Consider the following 13,020-nt stretch of genomic DNA (forward strand, 5'->3'; position numbering starts at 1 on the left):
CACTGCTGGGCCTTTGCCCAGCTCGGAGACTTCATCGTCTACAAGGCCAAGCGGGCGGGCGTGCCCCTGGTCTTCGTTGATCCCGCGTACACGTCGCAGACGTGCGCCGAGTGCGGCCACGTCGACAAGCGCAACCGTGTCGGCCAGGGGCTTTTCATCTGCCGGGGGTGCGGGGTCGTTGCCCACGCCGACCGGAATGCTTCCCACAACATCGCCACCCGTGGCGAGAGCGTGTGGAATGCGGGGCGTGAGTCACGCGTCCCTGCCACCCCATAACGGGGTGTCTGGACGGAGGAGCCCACCCAGCAGCCGGTTGGGCGCTACCTCCAAGCCCGGTCCTTCAGGGCCGGGTCAAGTTGACCAGCCCGTCCTGGAAGGTGTCGATCTGCAGGCAGGGATTGCGCAGGCCGGTCACCTCCAGCACCGCGTCATCACCGATGCGCAGCAGCGTGCCGACCGGCAGACCGAGCAGATCGATGCCCCGGGTGGTGATGTTCTCGCCGAGGTCACCGGGCACCACCTTGAACCCCTCCGCCCCGACCTCGGCGAAGAGCTCCTCATGGATGAGGTGGACCTGGCGCAGGTTCGGCCGGGTGGGGTCCTGCGCGACCCGTGAGCGATGCTTGACCGTTACGCCGGCGTGTACGTCCCCCTCGACCCCGAGCCCGGCGAGCAGCGTGATGCCGTCCCGGTTCGGCTTGGTGAACGAGTACTCGCCGTTGCTGCTGACTGCCGTGACCGTCCCGCGCATCCTCGGATCCCCCCAGCGACAATGCTGAGCCACGACCCTGACTCCTGGGCCACCCGAGCACAGCGGCCCGGAACCATCCGCAGGAGGCGCGTTGAGAGAGTTGGCCTACGTCGCTCCGGAGGTCCGGGAGCGGCTCGTCGTCCGGTTCGGATCCGAGGTGCTCGGTTGGTGTGACGAGTTGCCCGACCTCGTCGGCGAACTCGCTGCGCGTTGGGATCTGGAGCCGGTCGCGGCGGGTGGCGGAGGCACCTCGCGGGTGTTCCGCTGCGTGAGACGTGACGCCGGTACCTCGGTGTGGCTGAAGCTCACGCCGGAGTCCGCGCTCGCCCGCGAGGAGGCCGAAGCGCTGCGGGCCTGGGCAGGGACGCCGTCGGTCGTCACGCTGCTGGCAGAAGACGTGGCCGCCGGGGCCCTGTTGCTGGAGGACGTGGAGCCGGGAGCACCCGTGCGGCAGTCGGCTCGGAATCTGCCCGAGGTCGCGGCCCTGCTGCGAGACCTGCGGGTCGCGCCTCCCGGGCCGGGGGAGCGCTCGGTATTGCGTCCTCTCTCGCACCGGATCGGCTTCCTGTTCGACCTGGTCGACCGCAGGCCGGCGGTGGCCCGCGTGAACGGCCCGGATGCCTCCGCGGTGCTGGGGCGGGCCCGCGCGAGCGCCCTGGAACTTGCCGCCGGCGGACCCGTGGCACTCGTGCACGGTGATCTCCATCCGGCCAACGTGCTGTCCGGTCCGGACGCCCGCATGGTGGCGATCGACCCGAGGCCGGCGTGGGGCGACCCGGACTTCGACGCCGTGGACTGGGTGCTCGACGGGGCTGCGGATCCAGCCGTGCTGGAGCGGAGGATCGAGAAGCTGGCGGCGCTGGTTCCCGGCATGTCTCCTGAGCGCGTGCTGGGTTGGTGCGGGGCCCTGTCCGCCCTCGTCGCGGTCCCCAGGGTGTGCGCGGGGCGGGACGACGCGGAAACCCGGTTCCTCATGACCCTGGCCGGCGGCTGATCCGCCCGCCGACTGGGGCGGTCCCCGTACCGCAGTCAGGGGAAGCCGCTTTCCATGAGGGCTCTGGGCACGGGGCCGGTCGGCGTTCTATGGTCCGGGCATGATGGCTGAATCCGACCTTGTGTTCGCCCCTTGGGACCCGGCGTTCGTCGCCGATCCGTATGCCGGCTACGCCGAGCTGCGGGAGCGGGGGAGGGTGCACTGGTTCGAGCCGACGAACCAGTGGCTGGTGCCGCACCACGCGGACGTCTCGGCGCTGCTGCGGGACCGGCGGCTGGGGCGGACGTACCAGCACCGCTTCACCCACGAGGAGTTCGGCCGGACGGCCCCGCCGCCGGAGCAGGAGCCGTTCCACACCCTCAACGACCACGGCATGCTCGACCTGGAGCCGCCGGACCACACCCGGATCCGGCGGCTGGTGTCGAAGGCGTTCACCCCGCGCACGGTGGAGCGGCTGAAGCCGTACGTCGAGGGGCTGGCGGCGGACCTGGTGGCCGCGCTGGTCGACGCCGGCGGCGGTGACCTGCTGACGGACGTCGCCGAACCGCTGCCGGTCGCGGTGATCGCCGAGATGCTGGGCATCCCGGAGTCCGACCGGGCCCCGTTGCGCCCCTGGTCGGCGGACATCTGCGGGATGTACGAACTGAACCCCTCGGGGGAGGCGGCGGAGAAGGCCGTCAAGGCGTCGGTCGAGTTCTCGGACTATCTGCGGGAGCTGATCGCCGAGCGTCGCGCGAAGCCCGGGGACGACCTGATCTCGGGGCTGATCGCGGCCCACGACGAGGACGACGACCGGCTCACCGAGCAGGAGATGATCTCCACCTGCGTGCTGCTGCTGAACGCGGGCCACGAGGCGACGGTGAACTCCACGGTCAACGGCTGGTGGGCGCTGTTCCGGAACCCGGACCAGCTGGCCGCCCTCCGCGCGGACCACTCCCTGGTCCCCACGGCAGTGGAGGAGCTGATGCGCTACGACACCCCGCTCCAGCTCTTCGAGCGCTGGGTCCTGGAGGACATCGAGATCGACGGCACGGTGATCCCCCGGGGTGCGGAGACCGCCCTGCTCTTCGGCTCCGCCAACCACGACCCGGCCGTGTTCGCCGACCCCGCCCGCCTGGACCTCACCCGCGCGGACAACCCGCACATCTCCTTCAGCGCCGGCATCCACTACTGCATCGGCGCGCCCCTGGCCCGTATCGAACTCGCGGCGTCCATGACGGCGCTGCTGGAGCAGGCCCCGACGCTGCGGCCGGCGGAGGAACCGAAGCGCAAGCCGAACTTCGTGATCAGGGGGCTGGAGGGGCTGGCGGTCGAGGTCTGAGTCCACCGCCCCGAACCGCGTCGTCCCTGGGCGGACGGGGCACCGGGCCCGCTCCGCAAAGGGGACCTCCGCGGTTCCGGGGCTGCGGGGCCGGAGACGGGTGCTGTGCCGAAAACCGTGAGCAGTCGGCGGGCATGTGTCACGTGGGCGCTCAAACGAGCGGGATCAGGACAGTGGTGGCCGAAGTGCTCACGGTTTCGGAACGGTGTGTCCTCCCCGGGGCGTGGGCGAGTGTTTCGGCACCGCCACGTCGAGGCCGCACCCCGCGGGCGGTCGCGGGACACCGTCCGCACGAACAGCCGACCGCCCTTGACGAGGCCCGATACACCGTCACTCGATCCCACGCCCGCCGGGCAGCACCGCCGGCCCCGACCCGCGACGCCACCTTCAGACCCCTTGTCCCCTCCGGAGGGACACCCCTGCACCGGCCCATGCCGCGCCGGCCCTGCCCCGCCCGCCGGGGGCGCGTCCCGCCGGGCGGGGCCGCGGCGCGGTCACTTCGTCTCCAGGTCCCGTCGTCGGAAGCCCGCCAGGCCCAGCCACACCAGGCCGGCGGCGACGAGGGAGAGCAGGAGCAGGGGGAGCCAGTCCATGTCCGCGGCGGGGAGCCGGGGGACGTGGCCGAACGGGGAGAGGTCGTTCATCCAGCCCGGGAAGCGGAGGATCTGGCCGAGGTAGCCGACCACGAAGGCGTACACCGGCACGATCCAGGCCGCCTGGCTCGCCCGTGGGAACCAGCCGAAGAGCACCACGGCCACGCCGACCGTGACCCACAGGGCGGGCGCGTGGGCGAGGGCCGCCCCCACCAGCTTCGGGAGCAGCGAACCGTCACCGGTCGAGGCCGCGCCCGCGAGGCCGAAGCCGAGCCCGGCCAGCAGCAGCACGACCGTACCGCCGCCCATGGCCACGGCCAGGTGGCCGCCGACCCAGCGGGTGCGCGAGAGGCCGGTGGCGAGGAGGGGCTCGGCGCGGCCCGCCGTCTCCTCGGAGCGGGGCCGCAGGGCCGCCATGACGACGTACACCGCCGCCACGACCGTGAGGACGACCATGACCATGGAGGCGAAGGACTCGGCGACGCCGGCCCCGCCGATGCGGTCCAGGGCCTCCTGGATCTCGTCGATGCCCTTCAGCATCTCCTCGGCGTTCCCGAGGATCGATCCGTACATCGCGCCCATCAGGAACAGGCCCGCGCCGAAGCCGATCAGCATGCCGCGGTGCAGTCGCAGGGCGAGGCCCACCGGCGTGGCGAGCGCGTCGGAGGCCGTGGGGCTGCCCAGCTTCTCCGGGCGCAGGCCCGCGCCCACGTCGCGGCGGGTGGAGAGCACGAAACCCGCCGCCGCGCACACCACCGCGAACGCCAGACAGAGCAGCAGCGGCCACCAGCGGTCGTCGACGTACGGGTAGCTGCGCTGTACCCAGCCGATCGGGGAGAGCCAGGACAGGGCGCCGTTCTCGCCGCTGTCGCCGGCGGCGCGCAGCACGTAGGCGACGCCGATGACCGCGAGCGCCGTGCCGGACGCGCCGCGCGTGTGCGCGGTGAACTGGACGGTGACCGCGGCGACGGCGGCGAAGACGAGACCGACGGCGGCGTGGGCGAAGCCGTAGAGCAGTGAGCCCGCCGTGCCGCCGTCCTCCAGCCCCATGCCGGCCAGGCCGAAGGCCAGCAGCAGCGCCAGGGCGAGGTTGGCCAGGACCGCGACGGACAGGGCGGCGGCGAGGTGGGCGTGGCGGCCCACCACCGTCGAGCGCACCAGTTCGGCACGGCCGGTCTCCTCCTCGGCGCGGGTGTGCCGGGTGATGATCAGCACGCTCATGAGGCCGACCAGGACGGCCATGAAGCCGAGCATCTGGTGGCTCAGCATGGAGCCGAAGCCGGGGTCGTCGAGGTAGTGGCGGGGGCCGGACATGGCGAGGCCGGCCGGGCTGTCCATGCTCCGGACGGCGTTCGCCCGGTCCTCCGGGGAGCTGTAGAGCGTCTTGAAGCTGTTCGCCGTGGAGAGCGTGCCGAGGAACAGGGCCAGGATCCACACCGGGAGCCGGATACGGTCCCGGCGCAGGGCGAAGCGGATCAGCGTCCGCGTCCCGGCCAGCGCGTTGCCGCCCGCGACCGGTCCGGCGGGGGCCGGCGCCCCGGGGGCGGCGGTCGCGGTGGTCATCGCGGATCTCCGTTCGTGCCCTGTCCGGCCTGTCCGGCTTGTTCGCCCTGTCCGGCCTGCCCGACCCGTTCGTCCTGCTCGTACAGTCCGGCCTGTCCGGTGCCGTGCCCGTTGGCGGCGAGCTCGCCGCCGTAGTGGCGGAGCATCAGCTCCTCCAGGGTCGGCGGGTGACTGACGAGGCTGCGGATGCCGAACTCGGTGAGCCTGCGGACCGCTCCGTCGACCTGACCGCCGTCGACGGCGAAACGGACCCGACCGGTGGCCTCGTCGAGGGTCCGCAGGTCGTGCACGCCGGGCAGCTCGGCGAGACCGGTGGCGGGTCGCTCGGTCTCCGCCTCGATGGTGGTGCGGGTCAGGTGGCGCAGCTCGCCGAGGGTGCCGGACTGGACGGTGCGGCCCAGCCGGATGATGCTCACCCGGTCGGCGAGCTTCTCCACCTGGGCCAGGATGTGGCTGGAGAGCAGGACGGTCTTGCCCGCCGCCTTGGCCTCGCCGATGACGTCCTGGAAGACGACCTCCATGAGCGGGTCCAGTCCCGCGGTCGGCTCGTCGAGCAGCAGCAGCTCGGCGTCGGAGGCGAGCGCGGCGACGATGGCGACCTTCTGCCGGTTGCCCTTGGAGTAGGCGCGGCCCTTCTTGGTCGGGTCCAGGTCGAAGCGCTCGATGAGCTCGGTGCGCCGCTTCCTGTCCAGGCCGCCGCGCAGCCGCGCCAGCAGGTCGATGGCCTCGCCGCCGGTGAGGCCCGGCCACAGTTCGACGTCGCCGGGGACATAGGCGAGGCGGCGGTGCAGCTCCACGGCGTCCGCCCACGGATCGCGGCCGAGCACCCGGGCGGCGCCCGAGTCGGCACGCAGCAGACCGAGCAGGACGCGGAGGGTGGTGGACTTGCCGGAGCCGTTCGGGCCCAGGAAGCCGTGCACCTCGCCGGACTCGACGTCCAGGTCGAGGCCGTCGAGTGCGCGCGTGCGACCGAACGACTTGTGGAGTCCGGAGACGCTGATTGCCTTCGTCATGACGGCGAACGTACATTTCTTTCAGAATTTTGTGAAGTTAAGGAACCGTATGAACGGTGGCTAGACTGGCGAACGGCGTCTGAACAGGGGAGATGATCGGGACATGGCGGAACCGAGCGCGGCGGACCGGGATCCGGAGGCTGTCTCGCGGTTCGTCGAGCACTTCGCGGCGCAGCTGGTGGAGGCCGGACTGCCGCGCATGCCCGCCCGGGTCTTCGCCGCGCTGCTCTCCTCCGACACCGGTGTCATGACCTCCGCCGAACTGGGGGAGCGGCTGCGGATCTCGCCCGCCGCGGTCTCCGGCGCGGTGCGCTATCTGGCGCAGCAGCACATGGTCTCCCGCGAGCGCGAGCCCGGCTCGCGCCGGGAGCGGTACCGGGTGCGCGGCGACCAGTGGTACGAGGCCCTCACCAACCGCGAGGCCGTCATCCGGCGCTGGGAGGACGCCCTGCGCGAGGGCGTCACCAGCCTGGGGCCCGAGACCCCGGCGGGCAGCCGGCTGGCGGAGACCCTGGCCTTCTTCGAGTTCGTGGAGAAGGAGATCGAGGGGATGATGGCGCGCTGGCGGGTGCAGCGTGAGGAGCGCTTCGGGCGGGGGTGAGGGGTGTTCTCTCGAGGCGGCCGTATCAGTGTGAGCGATCAGATGCTCTGAGTGATGGCTGGTCCGTCTCAAGGGGAGGGCGCATCATGACAGTCATGGCAGAGCGACCGACGGCAAACGGCACCGAGCCCCACGACTTCGAGGAGCTGCTGGACACCCTCGACGAGCTGGACGTGCCCGACGGCTACAAAGCCGAGATCATCAGGGGGAACATCGTCGTGTCGCCGTGGTCGAGGGGGTACTACACCCGTGTAATGCGCCTGGTATGCCAGCAGCTGGAACCGCACCTTCCTGAGGGGCACCAGATCGAGCGGGCGCCGAATCTGTACGTTTTCCCGAACGTTGAGCGGGCGTACGGGCCGGATATCCACGCGGCGCATGCGAAGGCCATGGAGACAGCCGACAACCACTTGGACGGGGAAGCCCTCTCCTTCGTTGCCGAACTGACCTCCTCCTCCACCCGGGACGACGACCTGACGGACAAGGTCGAGGTCTATGGACGAGCCGGTATCCCCGTCTACCTGATCCTCGACATGCAGGAGGAGCAGGCCACCGTCCTGTGGACGCCCTCCGCCAAGGGCTACGAGTCGCACTGCACCAGGCCGTTCGGTGAGAAGCTCCCGATTCCCGAGCCGTTCGACTGCCTGCTGGACACGACCGGCTTCAGCGCCCCCTGAGCCGGTCGGTCAGCTCTTCGGCAGAGTCAGCCCCAGGGCCCCCTCCAGCACCACCCACGTCCGGGTCAGCACCGGCCCCGACACCACCGTGTCCGCGCGGTAGCGGAAGTGCGCGCCCGAGATCGTCACCGTGCGCCCCTCCGCCAGCAGCGGGGAGGCCTCCGCGCCCACCGACGCCGGACGCACTTCGACCCTGGCCGTCCCGGAGGCGCCCGGGAGGACCGACACGGCCTCCACCGGCTGGTGCAGGTCGACCAGGGTCTCTCCGTCGACCTCCACCCGCAGCCGGGAGGGATGCGCCTCGGTGACGGGAGTCATCTCGGGCGGCCGGGCCGGCACCAGGGTCCGTACCAGGGACCGGCACGTCTGCAGCCAGGGACGCCCCACTCCGCCGACCGTCTCCCGGACCGGCGTCACACCCCCGACCGGCGGGATCCGCACCGCGCCGAGCACCACGCCGTCGCTGTCGTCCACCAGCAGGTCCATCCGCCGCTCGGCGCCGTCCAGTGCGGCCCGTGCCGCCGCCACCGTCCCCGTGGGCACCCCCAGCGACCGGGCGAGGGACAGCGCGCCGCCGACCGGCACCAGGGACAGCGCGCAGCCGGTCAGCTCGCGCTGCCGGTGCAGCACCCCCACCGCCCGCGTCAGGGCCCGGTCGTCGCCGATCACCACCGGCCGCCGGGAACCCAGCCGGGCCAGCGCGCGGGCGAACTCCTCCGGCCCGTCCGGCAGGCAGACCTTCGTGCTCGCACCCCCGCTGAGCACGTCTTTCGCGATGCGCACGGACTCACCGTCCCTGCGGCGGGCGACCGGATCGATGACCACCAGGAGCTGATCGGACGTCGGGGAAGTCGCCACCTCGGCCATGCCTCGCTTCCTCGGGTAGCATCTTTGTGCAAGAGCCCCTTTGCACTTTTGCGCAGGGGCTTCGTCTATTCCGGGGCACCCGGTCCGACGGTTGGCGGCCAACGGTGGTCGCGGTGCACGCGGCGGAGATCCACCGCGTACGCCCCTGACCCTGGACATGCCCCGCCCGGAAGGGGTGTACGCGCGTGCCCGCACTTGTGCTGCTCGGTGCTCAGTGGGGTGACGAAGGCAAGGGAAAGGCGACGGACCTGCTCGGAGGTTCCGTCGACTACGTGGTGCGCTACCAAGGCGGCAACAACGCCGGCCACACGGTAGTCGTGGGTGACCAGAAGTACGCCCTCCACCTGCTCCCTTCCGGAATCCTGTCCCCCGGCTGCACGCCGGTCATCGGCAACGGCGTCGTCGTCGACCCCTCCGTCCTGCTCTCCGAGCTGAGTGGGCTGAACGAGCGGGGCGTCGACACGTCCAAGCTCCTGCTCAGCGGCAACGCGCACATCATCACGCCGTACAACGTGACCGTCGACAAGGTGACGGAACGCTTCCTCGGCAAGCGCAAGATCGGGACGACCGGTCGCGGCATCGGCCCGACCTACGCCGACAAGATCAACCGCGTCGGCATCCGGGTCCAGGACCTGTACGACGAGTCGATCCTCACCCAGAAGGTGGAGGCGGCCCTCGACGTCAAGAACCAGATGCTCACCAAGCTCTACAACCGGCGCGCGATCGCCGTGGACCAGGTGGTCGGGGAGCTGCTGGGCTACGCGGAGAAGCTGGCGCCCTACGTCACCGACACCGTCCTGGTCCTCAACGAGGCCCTGGAGCAGGACAAGGTGGTCCTCTTCGAGGGCGGCCAGGGCACCCTGCTCGACATCGACCACGGCACGTACCCCTTCGTCACCTCGTCCAACCCGACCGCGGGCGGTGCCTGCACGGGCGCCGGCGTGGGCCCGACGAAGATCAGCCGGGTCATCGGCATCCTCAAGGCGTACACGACCCGCGTCGGCGCCGGCCCCTTCCCGACCGAGCTGTTCGACGAGGACGGCGAGGCGCTGCGCACCATCGGCGGCGAGCGGGGCGTCACCACCGGCCGCGACCGCCGCTGCGGTTGGTTCGACGCGGTCATCGCCCGCTACGCGACCCGCGTGAACGGCCTGACCGACTTCTTCCTCACCAAGCTCGACGTCCTCACCGGCTGGGAGCAGATCCCGGTCTGCGTGGCCTACGAGATCGACGGCAAGCGCGTCGAGGAGCTCCCGTACTCCCAGTCGGACTTCCACCACGCGAAGCCGGTCTACGAGATGCTCCCCGGCTGGTCCGAGGACATCACCGGGGCGAAGTCCTTCTCCGACCTGCCGAAGAACGCCCAGGCCTACGTCAAGGCCCTGGAGGAGATGTCCGGCGCCCCGATCTCCGCGATCGGCGTGGGCCCGGGCCGCGACGAGACGATCGAGATCAACTCGTTCCTGTAAGGGCCGGCCCTGCCGTACCCCGACGTCCCGGTGACCCGTCCAGGGTCGCCGGGACGTTCTCGTCTCCGGGGCGTTCGGGGCTTTCGTGGCGAGCCCGTACCCGCCCGGGGGTCAGCTGAAGACGATCATCGAGCCCTGGGCCAGGCTCCGGGTCGCCGCCGCGTGCAGGCCGAGCCAGACGTGGCGTTCGCGGGCGAAGGGGCTGGGGTCGTACGGGGGCGGGACGGCGGGTTCCTCCAGCTCGGTCGGTCCCCGCGGGGGCTCCGGCGCGGCCGGGGGGTTCGCGGGGTCGATGCCGAGGGCCGGGGCGACGAGTTCCAGTTCCCGCAGCAGTGCGTGGGAGGAGCCCAGCGGGCCGCCGCCGACGAGGAGTTCGTCGCTGGAGAGCGGGGTCGGGAAGTCCACGGGGACGTACGCCCCGGCGTGGTCGTAGTGCCAGACCAGGTGCGACTGCTGGGCCGTCGCCTCGAACATCTCCAGCAACTGCTCGTAGTCACCGCCCAGTTCGCCCACCGGCGTGACCGGCAGCCCGCACACCTGGAGCAGGTACGTGCGCCGCAGGAAGTGCAGCGCGTCGTAGTCGAAGCCCGCGACCGGGGCGACCTCGCCGGACAGTCCCGGCATGTACTGGTACACCGGCACCGGCGGCAGCCCGGCTTCGGAGAGCACCTTGTCGTACTGCGCGATCTCCTCGGCGAACGGATTGTCGGGCGTGTGGCACAACACGTCGACGAGCGGTACCAGCCACAGGTCACAGGCCAAGAGGGCTCCTCGCACAGCACGTGGGTCGAAGACACGTAGGTCGTCAGAGAAGGGTATCGGCGCGGGGCGGGGGCGGCTCCCCTCGTGCAGGCCCCTACCCGTACGAACACGGGCGACGCGGGCGCCGCGCCCCGGAACCCCGTGCCCGGGGCCCCGCGGTCAGTCCGGTCGGTCCGGTCGGTCCGGCCGGTCCGGGGGGAGCCGCTCGATGAGGCTCAGGGAGTGGGCGTTGTACGAGTCGATGATCGCGCGAGCGGAATCGGTGTCACGGCGCGACAGGGAATCGACCAGATCGGTGTGCTCGGACCACAGCCGTCCCCGGAGATCGGGCAGCCGACGCAGATGCTGCACCGCGCACACCCAGGTCTGCACCCGGAGCCGGTGCAGGAAGGCGGTGAGGTAGGAGTTGCCGAACAGGGCCCCGAGCTCGCGCCAGAAGCGCAGGTCGTAGCCGATCAGAACGGTGAGGTCCCCGGCGAGGGCCGACCGCTGTGCCTCCTCGCCGCGCCGCCGGACCCCGGCGAGCGCGGCGGCGACCCGGGGCTCCTCGGGCCGCAGGGAGGCCAGGCGCCCGCCGGGATCGGTCAGGGCGTGGAACATCCCGTCGACCACCAGACCGCGGGCCTCGATCATGCCGCGGAAGTCGTCGACGGAGTACTCGTGCACCCGGAACCCCCGGTGCTGGTCGGCGTCGAGCAGTCCCTGCGCCGACAGGTCGACCAGTGCCTCCCGCACCGGGGTCGCGGACACCCCGTACTGGTCGGCGATCTCCTTGACGGTGAACTCCTGCCCCGGCTGGAGCCGCCCGGCCAGCACCTCGTCACGGAGCGCGTCGGCGATCTGCTGCCGCAGCGTGCTGCGGGTCACCGCACCGTTGCCGCTGGTGCCGGGCATGGTCGGGCGTCTCCCTCATCGCGTTCGAATGACGTGCACACATCTGTCCACGGTGCCGCCACCTTACGCGTTCACCCTTCCCGGCCTGTTCGAGTGCCCGCCGGGGGTCGCCGACCCCCGGCGGGCACTCGGCGGGCACGGGGCGCCGGGTCACTCCACGTACTCGTCCGCCACCGACAGGGCCGAGTCCAGTGCCGCCAGGCCCTCCTTCAGCTCGGCCTCGGTCGTGTTGCACGGCGGCACCACATGGGTGCGGTTCATGTTCACGAAGGGCCACAGCCCGCCCGCCTTCGCGGCCGCCGCGAAGGCGGCCATGGGGGCGTTCGCCTCGCCGGTCGCGTTGTACGGCACCAGCGGCTCCCGGGTCTCCCGGTTCCGCACCAGTTCCAGCGCCCAGAACATGCCGACCCCGCGGACCTCGCCCACACTGGGGTGCCGCTCCGCGAGCTCGTGCAGCGCGGGCCCGACCACCGACGTGCCGAGCCGCGAGGCGTTCTCGACGACGCCCTCCTCGGCCATGACGCCGATCGTCGCGACGGCCGCGGCACAGGCCAGCGGATGCCCGGAGTACGTCAGCCCACCCGGGTACGGCCGCTTCCCGAACGTGTCGGCGATCGCCCCGGAGATCGCGACGCCGCCGAGCGGCACGTACCCGGAGTTCACGCCCTTCGCGAAGGTCATCAGGTCCGGCACGACGTCGTACAGGTCCGCCGCGAACCACGTGCCGGTCCGGCCGAACCCGGCCATGACCTCGTCCAGGACGAAGACGATGCCGTACGTGTCGCACAGCTCGCGGACCCCGGCGAGGTAGCCGGGCGGCGGCGGCATGATCCCCGCCGTGCCCGGAACGGTCTCCAGGACGATCGCCGCGATCGTCGACGGCCCCTCGAAGGTGATCGTCGCCTCCAGGTGCTCGAGCGCCCGCGCGCACTCCTGCTCCTCGGTCTCGGCGTAGAAGCGGGAGCGGTACAGGAAGGGCGCCCAGAAGTGCACGACCCCGGCCGTGCCGCTGTCCGAGGCCCAGCGGCGCGGGTCACCGGTGAGGTTCACGGCCTGCTGGGTGCCGCCGTGGTACGAGCGGTACGCGGAGAGCACCTTGGGCCGCCCGGTGTGCAGCCGCGCCATGCGCACGGCGTGCTCGACGGCGTCCGCGCCCCCGTTGGTGAAGAAGATCTTGTCGAGGTCCCCCGGCGTCCGCTCGGCGATCAGCCGCGCCGCCTCCGACCGCGCCTCGACGGCGAACGCGGGCGCGAACGTCGTCATCCGCCCGGCCTGCTCCTGGATCGCGGCGACGACCTTCGGGTGCTGGTAGCCGATGTTGGTGTAGACGAGGCCGCTGGTGAAGTCGAGGTAGCGCCGGCCGTCGTAGTCCCAGAAGTACGCCCCCTCCGCCCCGGCGACGGCGAGCGGGTCGATGAGCTCCTGCGCGGACCAGGAGTGGAAGACGTGCGCACGGTCGGCGGCCTTCACGGCGGCCCCGACCTCGGGGTTCGGCTGAGGAGTCATGGGGGTGAG

General features: G+C 71.6%; 12 protein-coding genes and 1 pseudogene. 6 read left to right on the plus strand and 7 right to left on the minus strand.

All coding sequences use genetic code 11. From position 1 onward, the window contains the following. Positions 1-276: transposase (locus AB0I73_RS06280; protein ID WP_363034304.1), on the plus strand; the 276-nt coding region annotated here is incomplete at its 5' end. Between the two features lie 82 nt (positions 277-358). Here AB0I73_RS06280 and AB0I73_RS06285 read toward each other — a convergent pair. After that, positions 359-751, minus strand: a pseudogene (locus AB0I73_RS06285) (MOSC domain-containing protein); the annotation flags it as partial. 91 nt (positions 752-842) lie between these two features. Here AB0I73_RS06285 and AB0I73_RS06290 point away from each other — a divergent pair. Then, positions 843-1,745, plus strand: coding sequence for an aminoglycoside phosphotransferase family protein (locus AB0I73_RS06290; RefSeq protein ID WP_363034306.1), 903 nt, complete (start codon positions 843-845; stop codon positions 1,743-1,745). A gap of 100 nt (positions 1,746-1,845) precedes the next feature. After that, positions 1,846-3,066 (plus strand): cytochrome P450, encoded by a 1,221-nt coding sequence (locus tag AB0I73_RS06295; protein ID WP_363034308.1) that lies wholly within the window; start codon positions 1,846-1,848, stop codon positions 3,064-3,066. A gap of 494 nt (positions 3,067-3,560) precedes the next feature. Here the strand turns inward: AB0I73_RS06295 and AB0I73_RS06300 are convergent, their stop codons facing one another. Further along, positions 3,561-5,222, minus strand: coding sequence for an ABC transporter permease (locus tag AB0I73_RS06300; protein WP_363034310.1), 1,662 nt, complete (start codon positions 5,220-5,222; stop codon positions 3,561-3,563). Then, the gene (locus AB0I73_RS06305) at positions 5,219-6,235 is read right to left on the minus strand and encodes an ABC transporter ATP-binding protein (protein ID WP_363034312.1); all 1,017 of its coding nucleotides are present in this window, start codon (positions 6,233-6,235) and stop codon (positions 5,219-5,221) included. Before AB0I73_RS06305 ends, AB0I73_RS06300 begins: the two co-directional genes overlap by 4 nt. 103 nt (positions 6,236-6,338) lie before the next feature. On the opposite strand from AB0I73_RS06305, the gene AB0I73_RS06310 reads away from it, so the two are divergent. Then, positions 6,339-6,836: a MarR family transcriptional regulator gene (locus AB0I73_RS06310; RefSeq protein ID WP_363034314.1), complete on the plus strand. Its 498-nt coding sequence runs from the start codon at positions 6,339-6,341 to the stop codon at positions 6,834-6,836. 86 nt (positions 6,837-6,922) lie between these two features. Continuing rightward, positions 6,923-7,513 carry a Uma2 family endonuclease gene (locus AB0I73_RS06315; protein WP_363034316.1) on the plus strand — a complete coding sequence of 197 codons (591 nt, stop codon included), beginning with the start codon at positions 6,923-6,925 and terminating at the stop codon, positions 7,511-7,513. 9 nt (positions 7,514-7,522) lie between these two features. Here AB0I73_RS06315 and AB0I73_RS06320 read toward each other — a convergent pair whose 3' ends face one another. After that, complete coding sequence (locus AB0I73_RS06320) at positions 7,523-8,380, minus strand: diacylglycerol kinase family protein (RefSeq protein ID WP_363034318.1); 858 nt, start codon at positions 8,378-8,380, stop codon at positions 7,523-7,525. A 185-nt stretch (positions 8,381-8,565) separates the two neighbouring features. Between AB0I73_RS06320 and AB0I73_RS06325 the strand changes: the two genes are divergently transcribed. Further along, positions 8,566-9,849, plus strand: coding sequence for an adenylosuccinate synthase (locus tag AB0I73_RS06325; protein WP_363034320.1), 1,284 nt, complete (start codon positions 8,566-8,568; stop codon positions 9,847-9,849). A 111-nt stretch (positions 9,850-9,960) separates the two neighbouring features. Here the strand turns inward: AB0I73_RS06325 and AB0I73_RS06330 are convergent, their stop codons facing one another. The 3 genes from AB0I73_RS06330 to AB0I73_RS06340 all read right to left on the minus strand — a co-directional run bounded on the left by AB0I73_RS06330 (position 9,961) and on the right by AB0I73_RS06340 (position 13,011). Then, positions 9,961-10,611 (minus strand): hypothetical protein, encoded by a 651-nt coding sequence (locus AB0I73_RS06330; protein WP_363034322.1) that lies wholly within the window; start codon positions 10,609-10,611, stop codon positions 9,961-9,963. Between the two features lie 159 nt (positions 10,612-10,770). After that, entirely contained in the window at positions 10,771-11,505 is a 735-nt protein-coding gene (locus AB0I73_RS06335) for a GntR family transcriptional regulator (RefSeq protein WP_363034324.1), read from the minus strand. A 150-nt stretch (positions 11,506-11,655) separates the two neighbouring features. After that, positions 11,656-13,011 (minus strand): aspartate aminotransferase family protein, encoded by a 1,356-nt coding sequence (locus tag AB0I73_RS06340; RefSeq protein WP_363034326.1) that lies wholly within the window; start codon positions 13,009-13,011, stop codon positions 11,656-11,658. Positions 13,012-13,020 lie beyond the last annotated feature (9 nt).

The organism is Streptomyces sp. NPDC050388, from assembly GCF_040655635.1.
Classification (GTDB): Bacteria; Actinomycetota; Actinomycetes; order Streptomycetales; family Streptomycetaceae; genus Streptomyces.